Source organism: Pedobacter cryoconitis (assembly GCF_001590605.1).
Taxonomy (GTDB): domain Bacteria; phylum Bacteroidota; class Bacteroidia; order Sphingobacteriales; family Sphingobacteriaceae; genus Pedobacter; species Pedobacter cryoconitis_A.
Genome location: NZ_CP014504.1, coordinates 5,079,469 through 5,105,020, shown reverse-complemented (window position 1 = coordinate 5,105,020; position 25,552 = coordinate 5,079,469). Strand labels below are relative to the sequence as shown.

Annotated in this window: 25 protein-coding genes; 4 read left to right on the top strand and 21 right to left on the bottom strand. The window is 38.9% G+C overall.

Going from position 1 to position 25,552, the window contains the following annotated elements; genetic code table 11:
• The 9 genes from AY601_RS21630 to AY601_RS21585 all read right to left on the bottom strand — a co-directional run bounded on the left by AY601_RS21630 (position 1) and on the right by AY601_RS21585 (position 9,013).
• Positions 1 to 1,233, bottom strand: coding sequence for an ABC transporter permease (locus AY601_RS21630; RefSeq protein WP_068405020.1), 1,233 nt, complete (start codon positions 1,231 to 1,233; stop codon positions 1 to 3).
• A gap of 31 nt (positions 1,234 to 1,264) precedes the next feature.
• Positions 1,265 to 1,903, bottom strand: coding sequence for an MBL fold metallo-hydrolase (locus tag AY601_RS21625; protein WP_068405017.1), 639 nt, complete (start codon positions 1,901 to 1,903; stop codon positions 1,265 to 1,267).
• A gap of 11 nt (positions 1,904 to 1,914) precedes the next feature.
• On the bottom strand, positions 1,915 to 2,502 hold the full coding sequence (locus AY601_RS21620) for a gliding motility lipoprotein GldD (protein ID WP_068405015.1): 588 nt from the start codon (positions 2,500 to 2,502) through the stop codon (positions 1,915 to 1,917).
• A 13-nt stretch (positions 2,503 to 2,515) separates the two neighbouring features.
• Positions 2,516 to 3,259, bottom strand: a complete 744-nt coding sequence (locus tag AY601_RS21615; protein WP_068405013.1) for a shikimate dehydrogenase family protein — start codon at positions 3,257 to 3,259, stop codon at positions 2,516 to 2,518.
• Between the two features lie 30 nt (positions 3,260 to 3,289).
• Positions 3,290 to 4,057, bottom strand: coding sequence for a phosphosulfolactate synthase (locus tag AY601_RS21610; RefSeq protein WP_068407808.1), 768 nt, complete (start codon positions 4,055 to 4,057; stop codon positions 3,290 to 3,292).
• Positions 4,058 to 4,336: 279 nt separating this feature from the next.
• The gene (locus tag AY601_RS21605) at positions 4,337 to 5,788 is read right to left on the bottom strand and encodes an IS1182 family transposase (protein WP_068405011.1); all 1,452 of its coding nucleotides are present in this window, start codon (positions 5,786 to 5,788) and stop codon (positions 4,337 to 4,339) included.
• 186 nt (positions 5,789 to 5,974) lie between these two features.
• A complete protein-coding gene (locus AY601_RS21600; RefSeq protein ID WP_068405009.1) occupies positions 5,975 to 7,378 on the bottom strand; it encodes a tetratricopeptide repeat protein in 1,404 nt (467 codons plus the stop codon).
• A gap of 437 nt (positions 7,379 to 7,815) precedes the next feature.
• Complete coding sequence (locus AY601_RS21590) at positions 7,816 to 8,220, bottom strand: hypothetical protein (RefSeq protein ID WP_068405005.1); 405 nt, start codon at positions 8,218 to 8,220, stop codon at positions 7,816 to 7,818.
• A 169-nt stretch (positions 8,221 to 8,389) separates the two neighbouring features.
• Positions 8,390 to 9,013 carry a GIN domain-containing protein gene (locus tag AY601_RS21585; RefSeq protein WP_157288055.1) on the bottom strand — a complete coding sequence of 208 codons (624 nt, stop codon included), beginning with the start codon at positions 9,011 to 9,013 and terminating at the stop codon, positions 8,390 to 8,392.
• A gap of 321 nt (positions 9,014 to 9,334) precedes the next feature.
• Between AY601_RS21585 and AY601_RS21580 the strand changes: the two genes are divergently transcribed.
• The gene (locus tag AY601_RS21580) at positions 9,335 to 12,229 is read left to right on the top strand and encodes a DEAD/DEAH box helicase (protein WP_068405001.1); all 2,895 of its coding nucleotides are present in this window, start codon (positions 9,335 to 9,337) and stop codon (positions 12,227 to 12,229) included.
• Between the two features lie 69 nt (positions 12,230 to 12,298).
• Here the strand turns inward: AY601_RS21580 and aat are convergent, their stop codons facing one another.
• A complete protein-coding gene (gene aat / locus AY601_RS21575) occupies positions 12,299 to 12,937 on the bottom strand; it encodes a leucyl/phenylalanyl-tRNA--protein transferase (RefSeq protein ID WP_068407806.1) in 639 nt (212 codons plus the stop codon).
• 71 nt (positions 12,938 to 13,008) lie between these two features.
• Here aat and AY601_RS21570 point away from each other — a divergent pair, with 71 nt between their 5' ends.
• Positions 13,009 to 14,436 (top strand): DUF1800 domain-containing protein, encoded by a 1,428-nt coding sequence (locus tag AY601_RS21570; RefSeq protein ID WP_068404999.1) that lies wholly within the window; start codon positions 13,009 to 13,011, stop codon positions 14,434 to 14,436.
• A gap of 10 nt (positions 14,437 to 14,446) precedes the next feature.
• The gene (locus tag AY601_RS21565; RefSeq protein WP_068404997.1) at positions 14,447 to 15,646 is read left to right on the top strand and encodes a DUF1501 domain-containing protein; all 1,200 of its coding nucleotides are present in this window, start codon (positions 14,447 to 14,449) and stop codon (positions 15,644 to 15,646) included.
• Here AY601_RS21565 and AY601_RS21560 read toward each other — a convergent pair.
• Entirely contained in the window at positions 15,643 to 16,620 is a 978-nt protein-coding gene (locus AY601_RS21560; RefSeq protein WP_068404995.1) for an App1 family protein, read from the bottom strand. The two genes, AY601_RS21565 and AY601_RS21560, sit on opposite strands and share 4 nt — an antisense overlap.
• 69 nt (positions 16,621 to 16,689) lie before the next feature.
• Between AY601_RS21560 and AY601_RS21555 the strand changes: the two genes are divergently transcribed.
• Positions 16,690 to 17,559 carry a diacylglycerol/lipid kinase family protein gene (locus AY601_RS21555; RefSeq protein ID WP_068404993.1) on the top strand — a complete coding sequence of 290 codons (870 nt, stop codon included), beginning with the start codon at positions 16,690 to 16,692 and terminating at the stop codon, positions 17,557 to 17,559.
• A gap of 29 nt (positions 17,560 to 17,588) precedes the next feature.
• Here the strand turns inward: AY601_RS21555 and AY601_RS21550 are convergent, their stop codons facing one another.
• From AY601_RS21550 to AY601_RS21505, 10 genes are all read right to left on the bottom strand, one after another.
• Positions 17,589 to 17,981 (bottom strand): hypothetical protein, encoded by a 393-nt coding sequence (locus AY601_RS21550; RefSeq protein ID WP_068404988.1) that lies wholly within the window; start codon positions 17,979 to 17,981, stop codon positions 17,589 to 17,591.
• A complete protein-coding gene (locus AY601_RS21545; RefSeq protein ID WP_068404986.1) occupies positions 17,982 to 18,632 on the bottom strand; it encodes an energy transducer TonB family protein in 651 nt (216 codons plus the stop codon).
• Positions 18,633 to 18,648: 16 nt separating this feature from the next.
• Positions 18,649 to 19,356: a peptidoglycan DD-metalloendopeptidase family protein gene (locus AY601_RS21540; protein ID WP_068404984.1), complete on the bottom strand. Its 708-nt coding sequence runs from the start codon at positions 19,354 to 19,356 to the stop codon at positions 18,649 to 18,651.
• A 6-nt stretch (positions 19,357 to 19,362) separates the two neighbouring features.
• Positions 19,363 to 19,758, bottom strand: coding sequence for a 30S ribosome-binding factor RbfA (gene rbfA, locus AY601_RS21535; protein WP_068404982.1), 396 nt, complete (start codon positions 19,756 to 19,758; stop codon positions 19,363 to 19,365).
• 19 nt (positions 19,759 to 19,777) lie between these two features.
• On the bottom strand, positions 19,778 to 20,971 hold the full coding sequence (gene hflX, locus AY601_RS21530) for a GTPase HflX (RefSeq protein ID WP_068404980.1): 1,194 nt from the start codon (positions 20,969 to 20,971) through the stop codon (positions 19,778 to 19,780).
• A 22-nt stretch (positions 20,972 to 20,993) separates the two neighbouring features.
• Positions 20,994 to 21,785 (bottom strand): indole-3-glycerol phosphate synthase TrpC, encoded by a 792-nt coding sequence (gene trpC, locus AY601_RS21525; protein ID WP_068404977.1) that lies wholly within the window; start codon positions 21,783 to 21,785, stop codon positions 20,994 to 20,996.
• A 10-nt stretch (positions 21,786 to 21,795) separates the two neighbouring features.
• Entirely contained in the window at positions 21,796 to 22,368 is a 573-nt protein-coding gene (locus AY601_RS21520; protein ID WP_068404972.1) for an anthranilate synthase component II, read from the bottom strand.
• A gap of 9 nt (positions 22,369 to 22,377) precedes the next feature.
• On the bottom strand, positions 22,378 to 23,790 hold the full coding sequence (locus tag AY601_RS21515) for an anthranilate synthase component I family protein (RefSeq protein WP_068404970.1): 1,413 nt from the start codon (positions 23,788 to 23,790) through the stop codon (positions 22,378 to 22,380).
• A gap of 215 nt (positions 23,791 to 24,005) precedes the next feature.
• A complete protein-coding gene (locus AY601_RS21510) occupies positions 24,006 to 24,470 on the bottom strand; it encodes a cytochrome B (RefSeq protein ID WP_232324645.1) in 465 nt (154 codons plus the stop codon).
• Between the two features lie 59 nt (positions 24,471 to 24,529).
• A complete protein-coding gene (locus AY601_RS21505; RefSeq protein ID WP_084359377.1) occupies positions 24,530 to 25,417 on the bottom strand; it encodes a phosphatidylinositol-specific phospholipase C in 888 nt (295 codons plus the stop codon).
• Positions 25,418 to 25,552: the final 135 nt, after the last annotated feature.

Here is a 25,552-nt window from a genome sequence, read left to right as displayed (position 1 = left end):
TTAAAGATCTTGATTTAAGTGATTAATATTCTTCACGCTCAAATTAGATGACAAAGCTGATGCCATAAACGAGAAAATACTCACTGTGATGAATACTAATAAAAAATCTTTCCATTTAAGGCCGATTGGGTAGGCGTTACTCATCAGCAGATTCTCCTGTGACATTTTGATCAACCCGAATTTCTGCTGCAATAAACAAAAAACCAGCCCGACAAAAAGACCAAAAACACAGCCTGCTAAAGTGATCATCATTCCTTCGAAAAGAAATATCTTTCTAATAAGGCCTTTTCCAGCTCCCAGGCTGCTCAATATGGCAATATCTTTCAGCTTATCAATAACCAGCATGGTCAGTGACCCAATAATATTGAAGATGGCAATGATCAGAATAAATGTTAAAATGATATATACTGCCCACTTTTCGGTACTCAAAATATTATATAATGCTTTGTTTTGCTCCACCCTGTCTTTAACAACGTATTTCTTGCCCAGCTGTTGTGCAATTTTCGCTTTAAAAACATCCGGATCTACTCCTTTTTGTAAATTAAGCTCTATCGAAGAGACTTTAATTTCTTCGTTTAATAATTTTCTGGCGAAACTTAACGGTACGATCGCAATGTTATCAAAATCCTGCTGTACTTCAAAAATGCCTGATACAGGAATATACAGATCCATAAAATCATCAGCCGGATTCACAGAACTCGTTTTCAGTCCTTTTTTAGGAGAAAAGACTTGCAATTGTGTAAATGGGTCATTGGTATTCACCATTAAATAGTTTTGCAGCGCAGAGCCAATCACCGCATTGGGACCTGCCTCCGTTTGCAATATAAATTTCCCTTGTACAGTAATACTATCCAGACTTTTATTCTTAAGATAAGACGTACTTACGCCTTTAACCATTCCTACAGATTGTTTATCACGATATCTTAGCAAAGCATTCTCAGAGAGCACTTCGGTAAAGGAATAGACTTCTTTTGCAGATTTAAGCTCTGTAAAGAAAACACTGTGCGGATCGAAGGTTTTTCCCTCCGCAGGTGCAATCACCAGTTGCGGGGTAATGGTATTGAACATCTTCAGCACAACATCTTCAAATCCATTGAATACTGATAAAACAATAATCAATGCCGCACTGCCTACAAAAACACCCAGCACTGATATAGTAGAGATGATATTTATAGCATTGGTAGACTTTTTAGCAAAAAGGTACCTGCGGGCAATATAAAGGGCTGTGTTCAAATGCTGGTGGTTTGGTCAAATATACAGGTACTTATTTTAAAAAAGGATTGTTTAGTTTTTCAAAGCCGATTGTAGTCAGATGGCCATGACCTGGAAATACTTCTACATGGTCTGGCAGGATAAATAGCTTCTCTCTGATATTAGCTATCAATTGCTGATGATTACCACCTGGCAAATCTGTCCGGCCAATTGAAGTATAGAATAAAACATCACCGCCAACAATAAACCCATCCTCTTTAGCATAAAAACACAAATGTGCCGGAGAATGACCAGGCGCAAAAATCAACTCTAACTCACTATTTCCAAAAGTCACTGTTCCTGTTTCTTCTAAAAAGACCTCTGGTTCTGGTGAAAGCTCATAATTTAAGCCCATTTGTGGAGCGTATCCCGGTACTGCCTGAAGAATATACAACTCTCCTTTATGAAATTGCGGTTTTAAACCCCAGGTATCAAATACAAACTTATTGCCAAAAACATGATCTATATGGCAGTGGGTATTTAACAACAGCACTGGTTTCAGCTTGGTTTCCTTAATCCAGCTGGTCAGCATATTCTGCTCCCTGCCATCGTGCATTCCCGGGTCAATAATTACGCATTCCCCTGTTTCATCATATAAAACATAAGTATTTTCCTGGTATGGATTGAATGTAAATTGCTTAAGAGTAATCATCAGAGTTTAAATTAGTTTTTCCATCTGAAAGTATCAATCATACGGTCGATATCTTTCTTTATAAAAGTCACAACGGGTGCGACAGAGTCATATTGCGGACGCTCATTAAAATATAAAGCACCCCTGAAATAATGTTTAGCACTATCAGTCAGAAAGAACTGTACAGAAGATGCGGTGTTTCCATCGATTGCATAATATATACCATAAACTTTCCGGTCTGGAAAGTTAATCAGTTTCTGATCAATAGCATTGGCCTTAACCGTATGTTTAAAAGCTAGTGTACGGGCATCTTCTACCAAACCTTCATATTCCTTTTTCGAGGAAATATTATAATAAGTAAGGTGAAGACGGGCATTAAATTGTGTAAAGTGAAGATTATTCCAGCAATTACCTGCTCCACGTTCCTGGTCAGCTTCTATTTTTGTGTATTTTGGATAGTCAAATGTGAACGGACAGCCGTTATCGTAAGTCAAATATTCTTTCTTAGGGAATTTAATCTGAAAATAGCCTCTCGGCTTAGGGGTATAAGTTTCATTACTGGTACAGGCCGCACTCAGGCATAAAAGAAAAAAGATGCTATACAGTAAATATGATTTCATGTTCGTTTTTAGCCTAAGGGTTCCAGATAAACCAGGACCTTTCTGCCTGAAGCTGCAACATTTCAAATCCGTTTTTAATCGCTGCTCCTTTTGCTTTGGCACGTTTCAGAAACTCAGTCTCTTCAGGGTTATAAACCAGATCGTAAGCCAGATGCTGATCGGTAATCCACTCATAAGGAATAGCCGGAGCTGCTTCAATATTCGGGAAAGTGCCCAACGGCGTGGTATTGATAATAACCTGGTATTGCTGAAGGATTTCTGCTGTTAGCTCGCTGTACAGGATCGCATCCGGAGCTGGTGAACGGACCACAGAAAGATAAGTAAGCTGCAATTGATCCAATACGTATTTCACTGCTTTGGCCGCTCCGCCATCGCCAAGGATCAGCGCATGGGTATGGTTTTTTTTCAAATACGGCCTAAGAGATTCCTGAAAGCCATAAGCATCTGTATTGTATCCTTTAAGCCAGGTTTTGCCGTCCTGATGCTGGATAGCAATACAATTTACTGCGCCTATGGTCTGTGCTGCAGGATCCAGCTCATTCAGGTACGCCATTACCCCCACTTTATGGGGTATCGTGACATTCAATCCTGAAAGAGAATCATCTGCTGCAATCAAAGAGACTACAGCAGCTATATTTTCTATAGGAAACAGTTCATATTGATGACCGGCAATTCCTTCTTCCTGAAATTTCTCTGTAAAGAACTTTTTTGAAAATGAATGCGCGAGCGGATAACCAATTAGTCCGAATGTTCTCATATATGCAGCAGCCTCAAACCGGATAACCGGCTATTTTCCTAAATTAAGGAAGTAATCAAATGTATCCCCTCTTAATCCCAGACGAATAGTTTCCAACGGAATAACTTCTGCAGGAGCAATATTACCCAGGTTCACATTCGTACCAATCAACTTGATAAACCAAACCTGCTGTTCTTTTTGAGGAGCTTCCCAGATAATAGTTTCAGCTGGTATCTGTGTCAATATTTCATCTACCAATCCTTCACGCACTTCACCCGATCCTCTGTAAATACCTACATTTCCACCTTCTCTGGCTTCCGCAATAACTTTCCACGAACCTGCTTCAATTTCAGCATTCATCAATTTGATCCATTTATAAGGCGCAAATATTTTTGTAGCATCCTTAGAGCCAACTTCCGAAATTACAGTAACATGTTTTGCTAATTTATGAATGTATTCACACTTAAGATCATGTTCAATTTCAATAGAACCGTCAGAAACTTCTGCGTATTCCATACCAAATTGTTCCAATACACGGATATAATCTTCAAATTGATTACGGATAATAAACGCTTCGAACAAAGTACCACCAAAATAAGTCGGGATACCTGCACTGCGATATATATCTAGTTTTTCTTTTAATCTTGGGGTAACAAAAGAGGTAGCCCAACCTAATTTAACGATGTCGGAATGGACACCTGCGACATCAATAAAGTCTTCTGTCTGCCTCAAACTGAGGCCCTTGTCCATCACCATAGTTATGCCGCTCTGGCGTGGTTTTACTGGACGTTCGGGAATATTATTTAATGGGTAATTCATATCTGCTGTAAAGGTGAAAAAAATAAGGCTTATTTCATCACTATAAATTTGTTTTTCACTCAAAAAAGCTTATGCCAGATATTGGAGGGCACTGAAAAAGTAGACATAAAAAGGTCTTCAAACAGAAAAGCGGATGGATAGCTCTTAAGAGTTGTTTATCCGCTTTCTTTTTTGAGACATTTCATTTTTTTATTTGATAACGAACTTTACGTTCGATATTGAGAACGGGAGCACATTGTTAGTTTTTACCAGAATATTCGTTGGATTATTATCCTTTTTTTAGAATTTGAGGATTCTTTTAAGATTAACCACGAATATCGCAAGTGCACCTTGCATTTTCATGCTTTCCAGGCCATAGGAGTTCGCTCTGTTATATCCATGAACATTTTTCAATTCACTATTTTTTGCCTCAATTTTATATCTGTGTTTTGATTTCTCCCTGAAGTACTCGCTTTGTTGGAATATTTCCTGCTCTTTATGCTCATCTGGTTTTATTGCGACCGAGTATGTCCTGCTTTTGGCGCCTGGTTTGTAGCAGCCGTCCTTTAACGGGCATACTTTGCATTTTTCGATATCAAAATAATAGGTCATTGACTGATTGCTATTATCTACCTTTTTGCCCTGCACCCGTTTGTACATAGCCAGGTGCCCTGCAGGGCAGACGAACATATCAGCGTCTTTATTATAATCAAACTTTTCTTCCTCTTTTCTGGTGCCATGGGTAATAGCAGGGTTCATCCTGGCAACTATCCTTACCTTATTGCCGTTCACATCGCTGAGCTTGAGGTTATTCTTCCCGGAATAGGCTGCATCACCTATGATTGTCTCTACCTCCATTCCATTGGCCTGGGTCTGGCTCAAAAGTTTTGGTAGTTCAGGACCATCTCCCTTTTCTGCTGAGGTAACAACAGCAGCCGTTATAATGCGCTCCTCTGTCATGGCCAAATGAGTTTTGTAACCAAAAAAACTGCTGTCGGCTGTCTTGTGGCCAACCCTGGCATCCATATCTTTAGATATTGCATAATTCTCCCGGGTATCTTCAACTGTTTCCCTCAATAGGTTTAGTTTCTCCTTTACTGCAGGAATTTCACTTAACGCTTCATCAGACTCGATAAGTTTTTGTAGTTTACTGCAGTATTCTATTTCCTTTAGGATATCATTTGATTCATTCTTCTCGGGCATCCGGGTTTTGAAATCATCATCCATTGAATAAACTGCTCTTCGCAGCAACTTTGAACGTTGCCTGAGTACCTCAACAGGTGAGTATGGGTTAGATCTTGAAAGTGAATGTGTAGCATCGACAATAATGGACCTGGATTTAATAATACCTTTTTCCAGAGCTAAAGAGACGGTTTTTCCAATCAGCAGGTTTAAAAGATCCATGTCCTTAAGACGAAGCTTTCGGAACTTGGTCAGAGAGCTTGGATTTATCACGTCCTGTTCAGGGAACATCTCTAAGAAATATTTAAAGGACATATCATAACGGGAACGCTCTACAACATCCACATCAGAAATAGTGAATATAGTTTTCAAAAGCAGGTATTTGAACATGCGCACAGGGCTCTCTGCAAGACGTCCATTATCCCGGCAATACTTTTCTAAAAGCTCATTATAGATAAAGCTGAAATCTATTAACTCATTGATCTTGCGAAGAAGGTTGTCTTTGGGAACAATCAGATCGTAGAGCCTGGAAAACTCACTAAATTGGATTTTTTGTTGTTGAAGAAGCATCTTAAAGGCAGTTCTAATACACCTTTAAAATACAAAAAAGGAGCAGAAAAACTATGCTTTCTACTCCTTTTATCCATTTTTTTCTAAGGGACTTTTTCAGTGCCCTCTGATATTGGCATAAGCTTTTTTGAGTTTATTAATTGCATAGTAAAATTGCATTCTATATGATCAGGTAATAACAATGTGCTATTTAATATATCTGTTGATGACTTCAACAATTGCATTGTTATCCTGTAACTGCGGCAGGTATTCAAACAAGATATAATGTTTGTCCGGATCAGTCACTAAAGCTGTCTCCAGGTAAACCAGTGCCTCTTTATGTTGTCCGAGGGCAAATAAATAAGCCACCTGTCTGTAATAAAGCTCTGCAGCATCCGGGTTATTCTTGATTCCGTCAGAAATAGTTTCTGAGGCTTCCAACAGCCTTCCCTGCTCATAAAGAACAGTAGAGAAATCCAGCCATGCCTCTATGTCAAGCGGGTTATATTCCAGCACTTTATAATAGGCTTCAACAGATTGCTCTATTTGTCCGAGTTTATAATAAGCATCAGCCATTGCAAACCAGAAGTCAGGATTTTCATCGTCCAGCTCTATCGCTTTCTTATAAAAGTGCAGCGATTCAAAATAGCGTTCCTCAAAATTCAGTGTCACTCCTATTCCAAACCAGGCATCGGCCAGCTTATTATCCATCTTCACGGATTTTTTATAGTAGGCACGTGCTTCATCCATACGTTCCAGCTTTTCATAACATTCCCCTATTGCGCAATAAGTATCTGCATTTGGCTGTTCATATTCCCAGGTTTGTTTATAGACTTCTATAGCCTCGGCATAACGGTCAAGTTGAACCAGTGCATTTCCTTTGTTATAATAAGCTGAAGCAAAATTATCTTTAATCAGGATTGCATAATCATACGCATCGATCGCCTTTTCAAACAGATCAAGTTTATGATAAGAGTTAGCCAGGTTATACCATGCAGCATAAGAATAAGGATCGTTATCGATATATTCCATGTAAAACTGGATACTTTCTTCTTGTTTGTCTAAAATATCGTAACAGAAAGCCAGTTCATACAAACCGTCTTTGTTCTCCATATTTTGTTCCAGACTCAGTTTGATATACTTGATGGCACTTTCGTAATCCAGCATATTCTGATAAACGTAAGCGATCTGAAGCAGAATTTCATCTGTAGTTTCCGCGAATGTCAATGCAATCTGAAAGTTATCCAATGCTTCGGTAAAACGCTCCAGGCTATTGTATATGTTTCCACGAAGCACATAGATTTCTGATTCTGAGGCTTCGAGCATTTCTGCTTTTTGCAAAGAGAAAAATGCTTTGTCTATCTGATCAGTAACGAAAAGAAGCTGCGCTTGTTTAATTAAAAAAACTGCGGCGTATGGATGCTGGTTTAGGGCATACTCTATCACCTGAAGTGCCTTTACGGGGTCACTCTTTTCTATATAGTAGTCAATGATGTTCTCAAAAGCCTGGGCATCAAAAAAATACTGATCCTGGTTCCTTATCATCTCTTCGTAACGCTCTACCGAACGCTGCGCATCATCACTAAAATCAAAGTAAAATTCCTCTTCCATTGTATTGAATAATTAAAGAACAGCTCCCTTTTTTCCTAAAATACAGTATAAGTTTACAGTATTATATAGCATGCAACCGAAATAATTATCAACATCCAAACAACTGACATCGTAATTCGTTGATAGTATTAAATTTAGCAGTAAATAAGCCGTCTGGCTTGGGTCAGCATTATTCATATGATTTACAGTGTTAGCTGTAATGAAGCTTGCTTAAGCACGTCCATGTCAGGAGTTAAAACTCATGCAGGTTTAATATTGCTATCTGGGGTTTTTCCTGAATTGATACAAAGTAACGCAACTTAATTTTAATCTGCGTAAAATTCAAGTCAAGAAAAAGGCGGCGGCAAAGAAAGCGGGCCTGATGCGTGGAAAGGATATATGCGCAGACAAACAAATACCAGGCAGGTCTTTTATAACAGAAGGCCTGCCTGAATTTATTAATTATAAACATTAACTAATTTAGTTGCAAAAATAGTGATCAAACCATCATCGGTTGTACCAATCAGATAAATGAACCTCTTGCCTGCAGGACCGGAAGCAAAATCAGTTCCACTGAAAGTAATAGAGGTAGATCCGTTTACAGGCGCACTTACCGGGAACTGAATGCTTGGATTTCCACCGATACTCCATATCGCATCAGCCGGAAATTTATTGCCCAGACCAGAAACTGTATATGTATAGGCTCCATTGCTTAAATAAACTGTTGATGGCCCCTGAATATTATTCCCAGGAGTGTTTTTTACCGGAACAATCTTTACTATTTGAGGCGCTTCATTCGCATTCGCGTTAAAAGTACTAAAGCCAAGCACAAGAGCCAGGCTTAAAATCAGGTTTCTTTTCATTTCTCTTTAATTTAATTAGAATGGCTAAAAGGTTAATTAACACAATTTAATTAAAAAAATTAATCAAAGACAAATTCTGTAAACTAAAAAAGCATAAGACATTTCTTTGCTGTAATCTCGTTTACAGTAAAAACATCTTATGCTTAATCAGGCCTGATAATTGGCGGGGCTATTTTTTGGCGTTTACTTTTTTAGCTTGAACGGTAGTGTCATTCATTGCCAGTCTTGATCCTGCAGGTAAGTTCTCTGTTTTAGCAGCCAATAGCCTTTCCACTTTTAAATCTCCGGCACTGGCATTTTTTATAGTGTGGCTCTCTGTAGTTCCCAATAATTCAAGGTTTGCTTCACCAGCCAGATCAGTATATAAACTTTCAGTTTTAGCTTTGATATGTGCTTTAGCCTGATCTCTCATTACCACTTGCAAATAAGGCAGGTTAATCGTCCCAACTGTACTTACAGTTGCATGATCTGCAACAGCGATCCTGTAAAGATTTTTTACATACACAGTCACCACTACCGGTGTTTCTTCTGATGAGCTGATACTCAATGTATTTCCAACTTGCTTAACCGACACTTTGTCCAGGTTATCATCTCCGATAGAGATCCAGTCACGGTTACTTTGTACAATAAATACTTTAGTAGTTCCATTGACAACTACTCTTTTAATATCCTGATTTTCGGATACCTTTTCTGCTGCTGTTACTTTTTCTGCAGCAAAAGCTGTAACTACTGTGGTCGATAAAACGATGGCAGTCATTGCCGATGCTACTAATGTTTTGAATGAAGTTTTCATATCTTTATATTTAATGGTTTCTAATGGTCTGTTTCTAAACAGTTTGTAATTAAGACGCAAACACCCACGATACGTTGCAAAGTTTTTTGCCTTTTATACCATAACCCGATCAAACCCGACGAACGCCCTTAAATTTCCGACCAACTCAACCCGCTAATCAACCGTCATTACCCAAAATTATACGCACCAAAGCTGCCAGTCTTAAGTTTTTTTTGAATAATCCCCCGAAAAATCAATTTTCTATTTGACCACGATTCAAATTTGATGTATGTTTAAAGCTTTACTAGCTTAAAGACTCCTCTTTTTTTAATCATTTGCCTCATGTTACGCGTAGATAGTTCTAAACCCTGCAAAATCGTATATTCACTGTGCAAGCATGAGTATTTAGGCTATTTAATTGAACCACATATTGTTCAGCTTAATCCTCAGGGAGATTTTTCTTTAACTTATCAGCGCCTATTCAGCCATACTGCTCAGGAATTTGCCAAACACCTGACAGACTCTGATCTTAAAATCATAAAGATGCTTGATGAAACAGAGCAGGATCATGTGATTAAGAAGTATCATAAAAAAGCGATCAGGCCTTTTGAGTTTTTCAGCAAGTTCTACGATGATAAATTCTATGAAAACGCGAGGCCTAAAATCGAGAAGAAATTAGCTGAAGTACTGGAAATCCTTAAAGTTAAAGATGAGTTATACCTCATGGACAAAGACGGATGGCCTGCAGAGCGTAAAATTGAGCTGGCTACTGAGCCTGCTACGATTTTATTCCACTTCAGAAGAAGTGAGGTAGAAACCCGCTACTTCCCTACTATTAAATACCAGTCTCTGCGAATAGATTTCATGTTTAAAGAAGCGCAGATTGTAAGTAATCAACCAGCCTGGTTACTGTTAAACGATGTACTTTATTTCTTTGAACAGGATATTGAAGGTAAAAAGCTATTCCCTTTTCTGAATAAGCGTTACATCACAATCCCAACTGCCAAAGAAGAAACTTATTTTGAGAAATTCGTAGCCCCTTTAATAGAGAAATATCACGTTTATGCAGAAGGATTTGATATCCAGACAGAGAAGCATGAGCCGACTGCAATCCTAAAGGTAATTTACATTGAAGGTGGAATTTCCCAACTTCAGCTTTATTTCAAATATGGTGAACACGTTTTTGCACTGGGAAATGAGAAGAAAGTCACTGTTCATGTTGAAAAACAGGAAAACAATTATGTCTTTACCCGTGTCAAAAGAGATACTACCTGGGAAAAGCATAAATATACTGAATTAACGAAACTGGGCCTTAAAAAAACAAGTGCGCTCTTTTATAACCTGGAACTCGCAGCAGCTGATACCGAAGATAAAGCTTATGGTATCCTGAACTGGGTTAACGAACATATTGAACAATTAGAAGCTAAAGGCTATAGTATTGAGCAGTCCACTGGCCAGAAAAAATTCCTCTTTGCATCGAGTAAAATAGACTTTGAAATCAAAGAAGACAACGATTGGTTTGACATCAACGCGATTGTATATTTTGGCGTACACCCTGTTCCTTTTATTTCCCTTAAACAGCATATCTTACATAAAAAGAGAGAATTCCCGCTTCCTGACGGCACTATAGCCATCATACCAGAAAAATGGTTCTCTCAATACGGAAGTTTATTCAGCCTCTCTGACGGAGGAAAAATGCTGAAGCTTAAAAAACACCATATTGGTTTAATCAATGATCTGGCTGGTGATGGGATTGCCAATGTAACCTTACAGCGCAAGCTTCAGAAACTGAATGACTTTGAGAACATCGAAGACATCCAGATGCCTGTTCATTTTAAAGGTGAACTAAGAAGTTATCAGAAAGCTGGTTATAACTGGTTCAGCTTTTTAAGAGCCTATAACTTTGGTGGGTGTTTAGCAGATGACATGGGTCTGGGTAAAACTATTCAGACACTGGCGATGCTGCAAAAGCTAAAAGAAGAAGACGAGCTGAACCAAACCCACAGCACTTCTTTGATCATTATGCCAACCTCGCTAATTTACAACTGGCTGGCTGAAGCAAAGAAATTTACACCAAAACTAAAGATCCTTGCACATACCGGCAGTACCCGGAATAAGGATGTCAGTCATTTTATAAAATACGATATCGTCATCACTACTTACGGAATTACCAGAGTTGATGTTAACGAGATACAGGATTTTTATTTCAATTATATTATTCTCGATGAGAGTCAGAATATCAAAAATCCTTCTTCTAAATCATTTAAATCAGTCAGACAGTTAAAGTCAAGACACCGGTTAATTCTGAGCGGTACACCTGTAGAAAATTCAGTAGGTGATCTTTGGACACAGCTTACTTTTCTTAATCCCGGATTATTGGGTACACAGGCATTCTTCAACGAGGAATATGTACAAGCTATTGAAAAGAGAAAAGATGAGGATAAGGCGAAGAAATTACAGGCGATCATCAAACCTTTTGTCTTAAGACGTACCAAAGAACAGGTTGCAGAAGAATTACCCGCAAAAACTGAACAGATCATTTATTGTGATATGAGCGAAGATCAGGCTTCTTATTACGAAAAAACAAAGTCTGCTTACCGGAATGATTTGCTGAGTAGTATGGACGATGGCACTTATGCTAAAAAACAAGTACAACTCTTGCAAGGCTTAACCGCTTTACGCCAGCTGGCTAATCATCCAAGCATGATTGACGATGAATATTTATCAGACTCCGGTAAATTTGAGAACGTAATTCATACGCTCGACAATGTACTTAAAGGCGGTCATAAAGTACTGATATTCTCACAGTTCGTAAAGCACCTCACTATTTTTAAGCATCATTTTGAGAAAGAGCTAATTCCATTTGCCTACCTGGACGGTTCTACAAAAAACCGTGGAGAGATTGTCTCAGAGTTTCAGGAGAACAAAGATCTTAAGGTCTTTTTGATTTCAATCAAGGCTGGTGGAGTTGGTTTAAACCTTACTCAGGCAGATTATGTCTTTATTTTAGATCCCTGGTGGAATCCTGCTGTAGAACAACAGGCTATTGACAGATCTCACCGTATCGGACAAGAAAAGAAGGTCTTTATCTACAAATTTATTGCGAAGGACACTGTCGAGGAAAAAATCCTGGCCCTGCAAAACCGTAAAAAACGTCTGGCAAGTTCATTGATTACCACAGAGGAAAGTTTCTTCAAATCTTTGAGCAAAGAGGACATCAGAGAAATCTTAAAATAGGTTTACAGATCAGAGAGGTTGGTGTGTAAATTAAAGGTTGATGTCTGAATTAAAGATTGGTGTATAAGATTAAAGGTCTGCCTGTAAAATTTCAGTATAAGCTTCCCTGGAAATCATTTCAGCACCTAAACTCATCAAATGGTCGTTGGGCACCTGGCAATCTATCAAGCTGTAGTTGCCTTGCTGACAAAGCCAGATCAAGGCCGTCTTAGAAGCATTACTTTTTAGGCTGAACATACTTTCTCCAACAAATACGCCGTTAATTGTTAAACCATATAAGCCTCCGGCCAGTTCGCCTTCATACCAGACTTCTACACTGTGGGCCCAGCCGTGCTGGTGCAAGTTTATATAAGCCTGCTGCATAGCGTTTGTAATCCAGGTACCATCCTGATCTTTTCTTGGTGCTTTCGCACAGCAAAGGATCACATCTGCAAAAACCTGATCCATAGTCACGGTAAAAACACCGTCTGCAATTACCTTTCGCATACTTTTACTTACCTTAACTTGCTCAGGAAAGATCACACAGCGTTCAGGTGGAGCAAACCAGCAAATCGGATCTCCTTCGCTAAACCACGGAAAGATCCCTTTCTGGTAAGCAAGTATTAGCCTGTCTTTACTTAAATCTCCCCCAATAGCCAGCAATCCATCTTCCTCTGCCAATGCGGGATCAGGAAAAATCAATTCTTCTTCAGGTAACTGAAATATCATAGAGACAAAAATATAAAATTTTAAACCTAAACGTTTTATAACTGTCATAACCCTCGAAAATAGCCTGTATCATGGATAGAAAAGACAATTTCTCTAACATCAAGCACCTTTACAACAGAGCTGGTTTCGGGATAGCCTATCCCGATTTGCTGCGGTTGAGCAAAAGAAAAATAAGTAAAGCTGTCAATGGCTTATTCATTAACCCGGCGCCGGGAACTGATCTGACTATAATTACTCCCGATGAGTTCAAACAACAACAACTTACACTTGCCGGTTTAAATGGTAAAAAAGAACTAACGCCAGAAGAAAAACAGCAGCGCGAGGACATCACCAAGGCAAGGAATGAAAAAAGCCGTGAGCTTAACCTTAACTGGGTACAAAGGATGATCTCCACAGAAAACCCTTTATTAGAGAAGATGACCTTATTTTGGCATGGCCATTTTGCCTGCCGGGCAAATAATCCGTTTTATGCGCAACAACTCAATAATATTCAAAGAAAAAATGCTTTAGGCAGTTTTAAGACGCTGCTGATGGAGGTCTCCAAATCTCCGGCCATGCTCGATTATTTGAATAACCAACAGAATAAAAAGGGCCATCCCAATGAGAATTTTTCCAGAGAACTCATGGAGTTATTTACTTTAGGCAGGGGTAACTATACAGAAACCGACATTAAAGAAGCCGCACGCTCGTTTACTGGATGGGCATACAATAAGAATGGAGAATTCGAATTCAATCCCAGGACACACGATCAATTGGACAAGACATTTTTTGGAAAGACGGGAAATTTTGATGGAGAAGCAATCATTGATCAAGTGCTCGCCAAGCCCGAAACTTCGGTTTTCATTTGCCGTAAGCTTTATACTTTCTTTGTCAACGATACTCCCAATGAAGCACATGTAAAAGAACTGGCTGCATATTTCTACGCCCGGCAATATGATATCAGTGCGTTGATGCAACAGTTATTTAACGCGGAGTGGTTCTATAGCAAGGAAAATATAGGCAACAAAATTAAATCGCCAGTAGAGTTTCTTGTCAATTTGAGCAGAGAGTTCTATGTGACCTATAATAAACCACAGATTTTAATTCAGCTGCAGAGCAGTCTCGGCCAGTATTTATTTAATCCTCCTAATGTGGCAGGATGGCCGGGAGGTAAAAACTGGATAGACAGTTCTTCTTTAATGCTCCGGCTAAAGATACCTTCCCTCGTTCTAAATGATGGGATCCTTGATTTTGATGGGAAGGCAGATCCTGAAGAAGAAGCTGTAATTGCGCTGAATAAAAAACAAAAGCCAAGACCTGTTAAGTCTTATGTTAATGCACAAGCAGACTGGTCAAAATTTCTATCCTGTTTTCCCAGAGATATGAAACAAACAGAAATGGCAGCTTTCTTATTGGAACCTGCTGTAGGAAAAAAAATCAGCGATCTGGTGGCGGGTAATGTTAACCTAAAAAACACAGTTATTGCCGTAACCAGTATGCCAGAGTATCAATTATGCTAACCTGAATAACATGGAAAGAAGAGATTTTTTAAAAAAGGCGACCTTTGCAGCAGCAGGGACATTAGTTGTTCCGGCTTTCATGAAACCATTTGAGGCTTTAGCATTGGATGAACTGAGTTTATACAAAAACCTGGTGGTAGTACAACTATCCGGTGGTAATGATGGCCTGAATACGGTAGTCCCTTTCGGAAATGATATTTATTATCAAATGAGAAATGGGATCGCAATTAAGCCAGAAGAAGTTATCAAATTAGATGATATGCAAGGATTAAATCCAAACCTGAGCTGTTTGAAAGAACTTTATGATCAGGGCTGGATGTCTATCATCAACGATGTTGGCTATCCTAATCCTGACCGGTCACACTTCCGTTCTATGGATATCTGGCAGACTGCAAGCGATGCGAATCAATACCTTTCTACAGGCTGGATAGGCCGTTACCTGGACTCCAATTGTCAAACCTGTAAATTCCCCTATACAGCGATTGAAGTTGATGACAGCCTTTCTTTGGCGATGAAAGGGTTAAGCAAAAAAGGGATTGCACTCAAAGACCCGGCTGCTTTGTTCCGCAATACAAATGAACCATTTTTCAGAGAAATGATTCAGCGTGATAAAGACCACCTGGACGAAGAGAACTTAGGTTATTTGTATAAAACGATGATCGAGACGTCTTCTTCTGCGAATTATATCGAGAATACCTCTAAAATTTATAAGCCCAATTATACCTATCCAAATTCAGCTTTTGCAAATCAGTTGAAAACTGTTTCTAAATTCATCTGCTCTGGTTTAAAAACCAGGGTTTATTATGTCTCTTTAAGCGGATTTGACACACATGTTAACCAACTTAATCAACAAGGCCGGTTATTGCAACAATATGCAGAAGGAATGAACGCCTTTGTGAAAGACCTGCATCAGAACAATAAGCTGGAAGATACGCTGGTGATTACTTTTTCTGAATTTGGCAGACGAGTAGCTCAAAATGCAAGCAACGGGACTGATCATGGTACAGCAAATAATATGTTCCTATTTGGCGGCAGATTGAAAAAGCAAGGCATTTATAACGCTGCACCTGATTTAGCAAATCTGGATAATGGAGATTTAAAATATCAGGTAGATTTCAGAGAGGTATATGGCACTATTCTGGACAAGTGGCTGGATGTCAACAACTCACAGGTACTGAATAAGCGATTTAATACGCTGGGATTTATTTAAACTTTGATCAGTCCGATTTGAGCAGCATGTAACATCGCTTCTTTACTTTCTGTAAAGAGGCAGGTATGAATATTTTGTTCCTCTACCTTTTTAAGTAAGCCAAGGGTAATAGCTTGTTTCTCTTTCCTGATGTTCCTGATATAGATAGCCTCTATATTGTTTGGATACTTTATAGCAATTGATGAATAAATGTCCGGATCTTGCTGTGAATTATCCCCAAAGAGTATAAACTTCTGATTAGGAAAAGCGTCTATAATTCGCATTACACGTATTAATTTACCCTCATGCCCTGTTTTTCCAGTTTTAAACAGATCTTTCCACCGCTTAATCTGATTGAGTAAAAAAGTCCCTTCCGGCAAATTATTGAACCTGAAAGTACTAACTAAATAATCATACAGATTCCATTCACTACTGGAAACGTAAAAAAATGGATTAGGATGTTCGGCATCAGTATGGGATAAAGCCAGTAAATTATATTGAGAACTCACACCAGGGAAAGTTTTCCTGGTATGCGGGTTCTTAATAAAAAGCTCTCTCAATCTTCTGCCTATGGTTGCAGAGTGTGAAATCATAATGGTATCGTCAATATCAGATATAAATCCATACTGCGTAACATGAGGAACATAAACATCACCGATACTCTCTGCTAACACCTCCCCGTTATCGGCAAGTGCTTCTACTTTTACCTGATGCCAGCCTGCACTCACATTTTCTTCAGCACTCCATTCAAACTTAAAAAAGCCATCATATTCTGTAGTTTGGGTAACGGTCTGCGTATAAAAGCTAAGCCTGACTTTAACCCATGGATAAGGTTTTAAAATGAACATTCTAAGCAGATAAATAATATTTACAAAGAAGTTATTGCTGTAGTTCTGGTTATTTTTCGCTTTAAATTTAAAGACATGGCCGTACACCACAAGGTTATGCGTGTGGCCGTAGCCATGATATACTTTTACAGTGACAGAATTATTCATTATAAATCAAACAGAGCAGACGCAGAGTTGTTTGTGCTATTGAACATTACTATACGTTAATTTACCGCTATGAAATTATTATTTATTGTCAACCCAGGCTCGGGAAGTGAGAATACAGATTTCAAAACGGTGATCACAGACTTTTTTAAAGGACTGGAGCATAAGTTTGAAATCTATGAACTCACTAAAGACTGCAGTAATGAACAAATTAAGGCCGCTATCGATCAGGCAAAAGCGACACGCGTAATTGCGGTGGGTGGCGATGGGACTTTGAAATTAGTCTGCGATTTGTTGAAAGGGACTAAAACTCCGATCGGCATTATTCCTGCGGGTTCGGCAAACGGCATGGCAAAAGAACTGGGTGTCCCATTAGCGATCAATGAAGCGCTTGATTTAGCCATCAATGGGGAAACCAAAGAAATTCATGCAGTTGTTGTAAACGGAGAGTTGTGTATTCATTTATCTGACATCGGATTCAATGCTTATATCGTTAAAAAATTCGATGACCTGCCACAAAGAGGAATGTGGGGATACACTAAAGCATTGTGGAAAGCACTGTGGAGCCATCATAAGATGGAAGTCGAATTTCAGATCGGGGAAGAAAAAATCCGTTCAGAAGCAGCGATGGTAGTTATTGCCAATGCAACCATGTATGGTACTGGTGTCAAAATTAATCCGGATGGCAAGCTGGACGATGATGTTTTTGAGGTTATCCTGGTCAAAAAATACTCTTTAATGGAAATCATTAAGATACGGTTCACCGATTTGCCTTTTAATCCGGAAAAGATTGAATCCTTTCAGACCAAAGGGTTACGTATTCAGACTAAACACAAAGCGCATTTTCAGGTTGACGGGGAATATATAGGCAAAGTCAATACCATAGAAGCAGAACTATTGCCTGCAGCTATAACAGTCATTTTTAAAGAAATTCCGAGCTAAATAGCCTAGGAATTTCCTGGAAATCTTATTTATCTGAAATATTTACGATGTGCCTGCAGGATATAATATCCTCTGAAAAACTCAGCAATGATACAGATCCGGAATAAAATACCAAACCATTGGTCTCCCTGGTGAAATAATTCAGGTATAAAAGTAATAAACCCGATAGAAAACACCCATAACGCTAACCTAAAAGGGAATTGTATATAATAAGTTATAATGCCGTATTTCCTGAACTTAAACAGGCCTGCGGCAGAAACAAATAGTGAGCAAAAGATCAGGAGGGTAAAAACAACCCTTCCTATAGCAAATCTTTCCAGCGGAATTTCTTGATATTTAACCAGAACAGTCCAGATTTGAGGACTTAAAGAAACGATGCTGATCAGATCCAGCAACGCGAATACTTTGAATAAAAGACGCATTTACTTACAATATTTTTCCAGTAGTTCATCAGCCAGAGCTGACCCCATATATTTGACAAAAAGAAAGTCTTCACAGGCCCCTTGTTTATCATTTTGTTTGAATCGTTTTTGCCCCTCTTCGATTTTTTTCTTCAGGTAAGTATCATCATAACCCAGTTCTTCCTTCAGCGCGATTATTCTGCCTTCCTCAGCTTCATTAAACTTCCCCTGTCCTTTATTCCTATAAAAGTTAGTAATTACTTCTGTCAGGCCCTCATTTGCCCTGTAAGCTGCTATTGCTTTGTTTTTTTCCGTAATGCCTATGGTGCTACAATCTCCACCAGAAATAGTAAAGTTAACCGGAGCAATAATCACATACGCAGTATCATAGCCTTCAGGTACTTGCCATTTCCCACTACTCAGCCTGATTAAACGTAAAGCCTCCTGATCAAGATCGATCCCCATCCCACTGCTAACCTTCGAGGTATAAACTTCTCCTGCGAGGTTAACCTTAAAACTAACATTAATCTTTCCCTCCAGACAATGTTGTAAGGAAAATCCGGGATAAATGATATTGGTTTGGATAAAAGCATCAAGACCGCCTTTAAGCATGGGTTGCGCCTGAGCAGAAAAACCAATGAAAAACAGGAATACAGCAAGAATCTTCTTCATTCCCTAATTTACGAAATTATTCGGCAGAAATCTTAAAGGTGTGCTTAAGAATCAGGTTTGGATCGGGGCAATTGGCCAGGTAAACAGCTTTGTTTGAAAACTGACAGACGCCAGGATAATCTCCTTCTTTTCCCTGCAGATCAAACATCAGTTGAAAATGAAGATGCGGAGGCCAGTTTCCGTTCTCTTCAGGAATCCCAAAAGAAGCGAATAAAGTCCCGCCAGCGATAAACTGTCCTTCTTCAAGTCCGTCCAATGATTTCAGGCTTAAATGTCCGTAAAGTGCATATAAAGTAAGGTCGCCGAGTTGATATTTTAAGATGATCGTTGCGCCGTAATCACCAAAATGATCATTGTTTTTGAAACTGTGCACCTGCGCATCAAAGAAATTATAGACTGAAGTCCCTGCAGGGCCCCAGATATCTACCCCAAGATGTAATCTCCGGGGTTCTTCGAGCGTATCGAAATGGATACTTCTTGAATAAATAGTCCGATGCTCATTGTATCCTCCAATACCATAACGGGAATGGGTATCTCCGAGCTTTTTCGTCACCCACAAAGAGAAAACTGACGTATCTGCAAGAATGCGGCCAGTGAGCTCCAGGTTAGCCGCTGTAAAATCGAAAGGGTATAACCGATCAGCAGAAGGATCGAAATCTACCACACTGCTGATCTGATTTTCAGGGTTTGACAACCACCCCTCAAGTTTTTCCAGAGACTCCATCAGAATTTAGTCCTCGGTTGTTTCTTCTTCCTCTTCCTTACCTTGTTCTTTGCGCTCTTTTGAAATCTTATCAAAGATTTTATCCATATGCTCTACATACGTATTGGTATCATCTAAAAAGAAAGTCAAACTTGGTACAACTCTCACCTGGTGACGAATACGCGCACCCAGCTTATACCTGATTTCCCCGGCATGTGAATTTACAGTTGCAATAGATAGTCCTGTATTATTTGTGCTTAAAAAGCTCAGGTAAACCTTGGCTACCGCTAAATCCGGAGACACGCGGACTTTTGTAATCGTAACTAATGTATCGGGTAAGTACTCTGCCCCTTCTCTTTGAAATAATGTCGCTAATTCCTCTTGCAGTACACCAGCAAATTTCTGTTGACGTTTACTTTCCATGATTCTTGTAATCTTTTATTTAGTATAATAATTTGTCATAAGGATACCTAACCGTATGCAGGGCAACAACCTTATCGTATAATAGTTGTTTAAACTCTTCCAGGTTTTCCTTATGCAGGGCTGAGATAAATAGCGACGGCGTATTGTGCTGTGCCATCCAGCTCCTTTTAAAGTCTTCCAGTGTTAAAGTTACCTTCTCATCTTCGTTCATTTCATCGGCTTCAGGATTCACGTATGCATCAATTTTATTGAAAACTACAATCGTTTCTTTATCCCTGGCGCCCAGATCTTTCAGTGTTTCATTAACCACTCTGATCTGATCCTCAAAACTCGTATGAGACACATCTACCACATGGATTAATATATCAGCTTCTCTGACTTCATCCAGTGTTGATTTGAAACATTCTACCAGGTGATGCGGCAGTTTACGGATAAATCCAACCGTATCTGACAGTAAGAATGGCAAATTGTCAATCACAACTTTCCGTACCGTAGTATCTAAAGTTGCAAATAACTTGTTTTCTGCAAAAACCTCTGATTTTGAAATCATGTTCATGATCGTAGACTTACCAACGTTGGTATAGCCCACTAAAGCCACTCTGATTAATTCAGTACGGTTTTTCCGCTGTGTTTCATTCTGCTTATCGATCAGTTTTAATCTTCCTTTCAACAGGGAGATTTTCTCCAGGATCATCCTTCTGTCACTCTCAATCTGAGTTTCACCCGGTCCGCGCATACCAATACCACCCTTCTGGCGCTCTAAGTGAGTCCATAAACGTGTTAAACGTGGTAATAAATATTGCAGCTGCGCTAATTCAACCTGAGTTTTAGCCTGTGAGGTTTGCGCTCTTCCGGCAAAAATATCAAGGATAAGATTACTCCTGTCCAGGACCTTCACTTCCAGTTCACGCTCTATATTCCGTAGTTGTGAAGGAGATAGTTCATCGTCAAAAACGACCATATCAATTTCCTCCGACTTCACGTAGGCTCTTATTTCTTCTAATTTTCCCGTTCCAACAAAGGTACCTCTATCGGGCTTCAGCATTTTTTGTGTGAAAATGTTATCCACTACCCCACCTGCTGTATCTACCAAAAATGTTAGTTCGTCTAAATATTCTTTTGTTTCTTCCGGTTTTTCTCCCGGTCTGATCACACCTACCAGGACTGCCCGTTCCTGTTTAACCGCGGTATCATAAGTTTTCTCTTTTCCCATGTAAAGTACAAAGATACAAAAGTTATACCGAGATCAACTCCTGTACGAACTGATGCATTGCAGCTCCCGGGTCAGAAGTCTTCATAAAATTTTCACCAATCAGAAAACCGTTAAATCCAGCTGTTTTCAGCTGCTTAATTGTCTGCGTATTACTGATTGCACTCTCAGATATTTTCAGAAATTCTTTTGGGATCTCCTCTACCAGATCAAACGACGTCTGAATATTGACAGAAAAGTCTTCCAGATTACGATTATTCACGCCTATTGCATCAATATAAGGATTAATACTACGCTGTAACTCTTCCAGGTTATGCACTTCAAGCAATGTATTCAAGCCTAAGCTTTTAGCCAGCCTGCTGAAAGTATCAATTTGCGCAGGCGTAAGAATTGCCGCAATCAGTAGAATAATGTCTGCACCTAAACCTTTTGCTTCTACAATCTGGTATTCATCGATCATGAAATCTTTCCTTAATAGCGGAACAACGTTAGCCGCCCTTGCTTCCAATAGATCGTTCGGATGACCACCAAAGAAATCGATGTCCGTCAGTACAGAAATAGCCGAAGCTCCTGCCGCTGCATACCCATTGGTCACTTCTACAACCGTAGAATGGTCATTGATAATTCCCTTTGACGGAGAACGGCGCTTAAATTCTGCTATAATACCAGTGCGTTCAGGACTTAGCATGAAGTCTTTCAAAACATAAGGTGTCCTGTTAAAATAAACACCCTGTTCCAGTTCTTTGATAGAAACCAGCTTTTTAGCCTGTTCAATCTCTTCTTTTTTTCTGAGTACGATTTTATCTAAAATATTCATGTTTTCTATTTTAATTCTCCAACCAATTTTTCATCATTTCTTTTCCATATTCCGTCAGCACGCTTTCAGGATGGAATTGTACACCGCGCACATCATAAGCCTGATGTCTGAGTGCCATAATTTCCTCACTCGCATCTGTTGCTGTAATCGTCAGTTCAGCCGGAAAATCTTCCCTGCTAACTACCCAAGAATGGTAGCGGCCAACATTAATCACTTCAGGACAGTCATTAAATAAGAATTCCTCCTTATCAATTACATTTATAGGTGTAGCTATGCCGTGCATAGGTCTGCCTAAGTTTAACAACTGACCGCCAAATGCTTCTGCTATTGCTTGTTGCCCAAGGCAGATCCCTAAAATACTCTTTTCAGCTGCATAAGTTTTGATCACTTCTAAAAGCAATCCTGCTTCTGATGGTATGCCAGGGCCAGGTGATAATAAAATTTTATCAAATTGAGCGACATCAGCCAAGGCAAATTTATCATTTCTCCACACTTCTGCTTCTCTACCCAATTCATTAATTAAATGCACTAAATTATAGGTAAAGGAGTCATAATTATCTATGACTAATATTTTCTTTTGCATGTCTTTAATTTAAATTTTATTAATCCCTTTGGCCATTTCTACTGCTTTGCGCAAGGCAGCGATTTTATTGTTTACCTCATTCATCTCATTAATTGCGATAGAATCTGCTACAATACCAGCGCCCGCTCTATAATGTAACTGGTTATTCTTACTCATAAACGTACGAATCATAATCGCATGGTTAAATGAACCACCAAAACTCATATAGCCGATTGCACCTGCATAGAAATTACGCGCCAATCCTTCATATTCATCGATCAGCTGCATCGCTTTATATTTTGGTGCGCCACTTAAAGTACCTGCTGGATAAGTATCAGCAACGACTTTAAAAGCAGAAACATCTGGCTGCAGATTTCCGCTTACTTTTGAAACCAGGTGAATTAAATGTGAATAGTACTGAACTTCTTTAAACGATTTAACCTCGACACCCCTGCAATGCCGGCTTAAGTCATTTCTGGCTAAATCTACCAGCATTACATGCTCTGCACTTTCTTTCGGATCTTGTTCTAATTTCCGCGCTAATTCAGCATCTTCTTCATCATTACCGGTACGTTTAAAGGTTCCGGCGATAGGAAAAATATTAGCAGCTCCATCTTTAATTGTAATCTGTGCCTCTGGCGATGAGCCGAAAAGCTTAAAGCTTCCATAATCAAAATAGAACAGGTAAGGAGACGGGTTAATAGAACGCAGGCAACGGTAAACATTAAATTCATCACCCGAAAATTTCTGGTTATAAGCCCTGGATGGAACAATCTGGAAGACATCCCCACGTAAGATATGCTTCTTCATCTTCTCCACGATATCCATAAAGCCTTCATCCGTCAGATTAGATTCTTCTTCACCAACGGTATCAAAACTATATTCAGGGAAGTTTTTATTCTGAATCAGATATTCGATTTTTTCTAAATCTTCGTCATCTTCTTCATTAAAATTATTCTTAAACAGGGTAACCTCATTCTTAAAGTGGTCAATGGCAATAATATAGCGATAAACATGATATTGCATCATTGGAATCTCTTCTCCTTTAGGAGATTCGGCAGTAAATTTGATATCCTCAAAATACTGTACCGTATTCCAGGTAAAATAACCAAACATTCCTGTAGAGATACGGCGCTGCTCTTCCACTGCTGACGGATCAAACCTCGCTTTAAAAGCTTCAATTTCCTCAGTCAGGACAAATTTATCTTTCACTACCTTTTCTCCTGTTGGAAAATAAGAAGACAACTTTCCGTTTTCCAGCATAATTCCTGCCACAGGATCTGCACAAACGTAACTTACTGAGTTTTCCCGGCTATGATAATCAGAACTTTCCAGCAACAGGGAGTTTGGAAAAACATCCCTCAACCGCAGATAAATACTTACTGGAGTAATGGTATCTGCTAATCTTTTTTTAAAAACGGTATTGATTTTTATCTTCTCCATCTGAAATTATTAAAACAAAAAAAACCCGACGTTTTGTACGTCGGGTTAGTATGTGTGGTTTGGTTTAGGTTGATAAACTATAAGGTACACGAAGCTACGACGAAACTCTTTTCAGAATTACCGCGCCATTGCCAAGTAGTATGTTTATTGTTAATCATTGAGTAGCAAAAATAGAAATAAATCTTACAAACCAAAATTAAATCGTAAAATAATTATCACATTCCGAAGAGATGTCTGCTTGGATCTACCTTAATCATTGCAAAAATTGCCCCTGTGATTAATAAAAGTGCCAATCCAAAAAAGATAAATATAGTCTTATGTTTAGCTGATGCCGTAACACCTTTTTTAGAGCGTGCATTACCCACTGTAATTAAGATGATTGCAATTAACATCATCGATACATGCTCCATTTTCCAGTAACGTTGTATCGCGACTGAACTATCCCCTTTATACCAATCGTGCATAAAATAGATTACTAAACCTAAAACAAATTGAATATGCGCACTGATCAAAGCAAACACATTTAATTTACGGTTCCCTTCGGTATATGGTTTCTTACCCACATATCCCATTAATGCATTAATAAAAGCAACCAGCAATAAGATGATTACTAAATAACGCCATCCAGAGTGCGCACTCTTCAAGATTTCATAAATACCCATAACAAGTTTTTTTTTCAAAAATAAGAAATTAATGCATGCTTATAATAACAGCGGCCTTTTATTGGTATTTAGAATCATTATAAAGCAGAACTGAAATTTGTCCTTACAATTCCTTTTGCTAAATCAGCTGTAACAAAATCCATAGGGATTACGCCATATCTGCCACTAATGTTGCCACTAAAATAGGCTGCAATTTTTGGATTAACAGCATTGTGTACTGCATTGATATCAGGAATACCAAAAATAAGCGATTTGTATCCGCTGCTATAGTTAAGATATAACCGATTAGAATGATCAGCATGTGCTGCATCTAATTGTGTTTTTACCCTGGTCCATTTGGTATCTGCATTAGAAACTTTATATTCATCCTGTACTTTCAGATTAGCAGCAGGATTATTAATATCAAAAGTGGTATTATCTCCCCATTGGGTAGCATCTATGCCTTTTGCATTTCCTGAACCAAATCTTCTCAGTAATTTAATTTTGCCACGGATAGCTGAAAGTCTGGAATTCCCTGTACCCAAGTCCCATTTTGCAGCATTTTCTTGCACATAGCTATCAAAAGTCTGTTCAAAGCTGCGTGTATTGTCAGAAGCTGTATGCTCTTCCTTTACGCTCATGATAATTGTTTCTGATGGATTCGCATTCAGGAAGTCAATACATGCCTTTAAAACGTCGCTATAGTTCAAATTCTGATAGATCGCACCATGATGTATAGCAAAGCTGTTGTTAATGTGTCTGCATCTCACATCCAGGTAGCGCACACCAGCATTTAACTGTTCTGCTATACTTAGCGTCTGACATTTTGCAGTACCAGATATTGGTTCAACCCGCGCACCTGAATCATGTGTTCCAGGAATAGATATTTGTGCAATGTTTGTAGTGTCTGGTAAGAAACTCATCCAGTTATTAAGCGAATAATCCGGCAAAGCAGTTTGTTTTGTTATTGCGCTTTCGTTTTTCATTGCAGGAACGTTGTTTCAATTCCTTGTTTCTTACACGAGGTAATGGTTAATATACCGATTGCCATTAAGAAAAACTGTAGTTTTCTGTTGTTCATCATCAATTGTTTTCCGGTTAGATTGTTATGAAAATACGAT

What these genes read in the sequence shown, in the direction of transcription:
- AY601_RS21565 (WP_068404997.1), top strand. Translation starts at nt 14,447, where the DNA reads ATGGAAAGAAGAGATTTTTTAAAAAAGGCGACCTTTGCAGCAGCAGGG.
- AY601_RS21505 (WP_084359377.1), bottom strand. Translation starts at nt 25,417, where the DNA reads ATGAAAAACGAAAGCGCAATAACAAAACAAACTGCTTTGCCGGATTAT.
- hflX (WP_068404980.1), bottom strand. Translation starts at nt 20,971, where the DNA reads ATGGGAAAAGAGAAAACTTATGATACCGCGGTTAAACAGGAACGGGCA.
- AY601_RS21605 (WP_068405011.1), bottom strand. Translation starts at nt 5,788, where the DNA reads ATGCTTCTTCAACAACAAAAAATCCAATTTAGTGAGTTTTCCAGGCTC.
- rbfA (WP_068404982.1), bottom strand. Translation starts at nt 19,758, where the DNA reads ATGGAAAGTAAACGTCAACAGAAATTTGCTGGTGTACTGCAAGAGGAA.
- AY601_RS21555 (WP_068404993.1), top strand. Translation starts at nt 16,690, where the DNA reads ATGAAATTATTATTTATTGTCAACCCAGGCTCGGGAAGTGAGAATACA.
- trpC (WP_068404977.1), bottom strand. Translation starts at nt 21,785, where the DNA reads ATGAATATTTTAGATAAAATCGTACTCAGAAAAAAAGAAGAGATTGAA.
- AY601_RS21585 (WP_157288055.1), bottom strand. Translation starts at nt 9,013, where the DNA reads ATGAAAACTTCATTCAAAACATTAGTAGCATCGGCAATGACTGCCATC.
- AY601_RS21590 (WP_068405005.1), bottom strand. Translation starts at nt 8,220, where the DNA reads ATGAAAAGAAACCTGATTTTAAGCCTGGCTCTTGTGCTTGGCTTTAGT.
- AY601_RS21600 (WP_068405009.1), bottom strand. Translation starts at nt 7,378, where the DNA reads ATGGAAGAGGAATTTTACTTTGATTTTAGTGATGATGCGCAGCGTTCG.
- AY601_RS21615 (WP_068405013.1), bottom strand. Translation starts at nt 3,259, where the DNA reads ATGAGAACATTCGGACTAATTGGTTATCCGCTCGCGCATTCATTTTCA.
- AY601_RS21620 (WP_068405015.1), bottom strand. Translation starts at nt 2,502, where the DNA reads ATGAAATCATATTTACTGTATAGCATCTTTTTTCTTTTATGCCTGAGT.
- AY601_RS21545 (WP_068404986.1), bottom strand. Translation starts at nt 18,632, where the DNA reads ATGAAGAAGATTCTTGCTGTATTCCTGTTTTTCATTGGTTTTTCTGCT.
- AY601_RS21610 (WP_068407808.1), bottom strand. Translation starts at nt 4,057, where the DNA reads ATGAATTACCCATTAAATAATATTCCCGAACGTCCAGTAAAACCACGC.
- AY601_RS21515 (WP_068404970.1), bottom strand. Translation starts at nt 23,790, where the DNA reads ATGGAGAAGATAAAAATCAATACCGTTTTTAAAAAAAGATTAGCAGAT.
- AY601_RS21625 (WP_068405017.1), bottom strand. Translation starts at nt 1,903, where the DNA reads ATGATTACTCTTAAGCAATTTACATTCAATCCATACCAGGAAAATACT.
- AY601_RS21580 (WP_068405001.1), top strand. Translation starts at nt 9,335, where the DNA reads ATGTTACGCGTAGATAGTTCTAAACCCTGCAAAATCGTATATTCACTG.
- AY601_RS21560 (WP_068404995.1), bottom strand. Translation starts at nt 16,620, where the DNA reads ATGAATAATTCTGTCACTGTAAAAGTATATCATGGCTACGGCCACACG.
- AY601_RS21550 (WP_068404988.1), bottom strand. Translation starts at nt 17,981, where the DNA reads ATGCGTCTTTTATTCAAAGTATTCGCGTTGCTGGATCTGATCAGCATC.
- AY601_RS21520 (WP_068404972.1), bottom strand. Translation starts at nt 22,368, where the DNA reads ATGCAAAAGAAAATATTAGTCATAGATAATTATGACTCCTTTACCTAT.
- AY601_RS21540 (WP_068404984.1), bottom strand. Translation starts at nt 19,356, where the DNA reads ATGGAGTCTCTGGAAAAACTTGAGGGGTGGTTGTCAAACCCTGAAAAT.
- aat (WP_068407806.1), bottom strand. Translation starts at nt 12,937, where the DNA reads ATGATATTTCAGTTACCTGAAGAAGAATTGATTTTTCCTGATCCCGCA.
- AY601_RS21570 (WP_068404999.1), top strand. Translation starts at nt 13,009, where the DNA reads ATGGATAGAAAAGACAATTTCTCTAACATCAAGCACCTTTACAACAGA.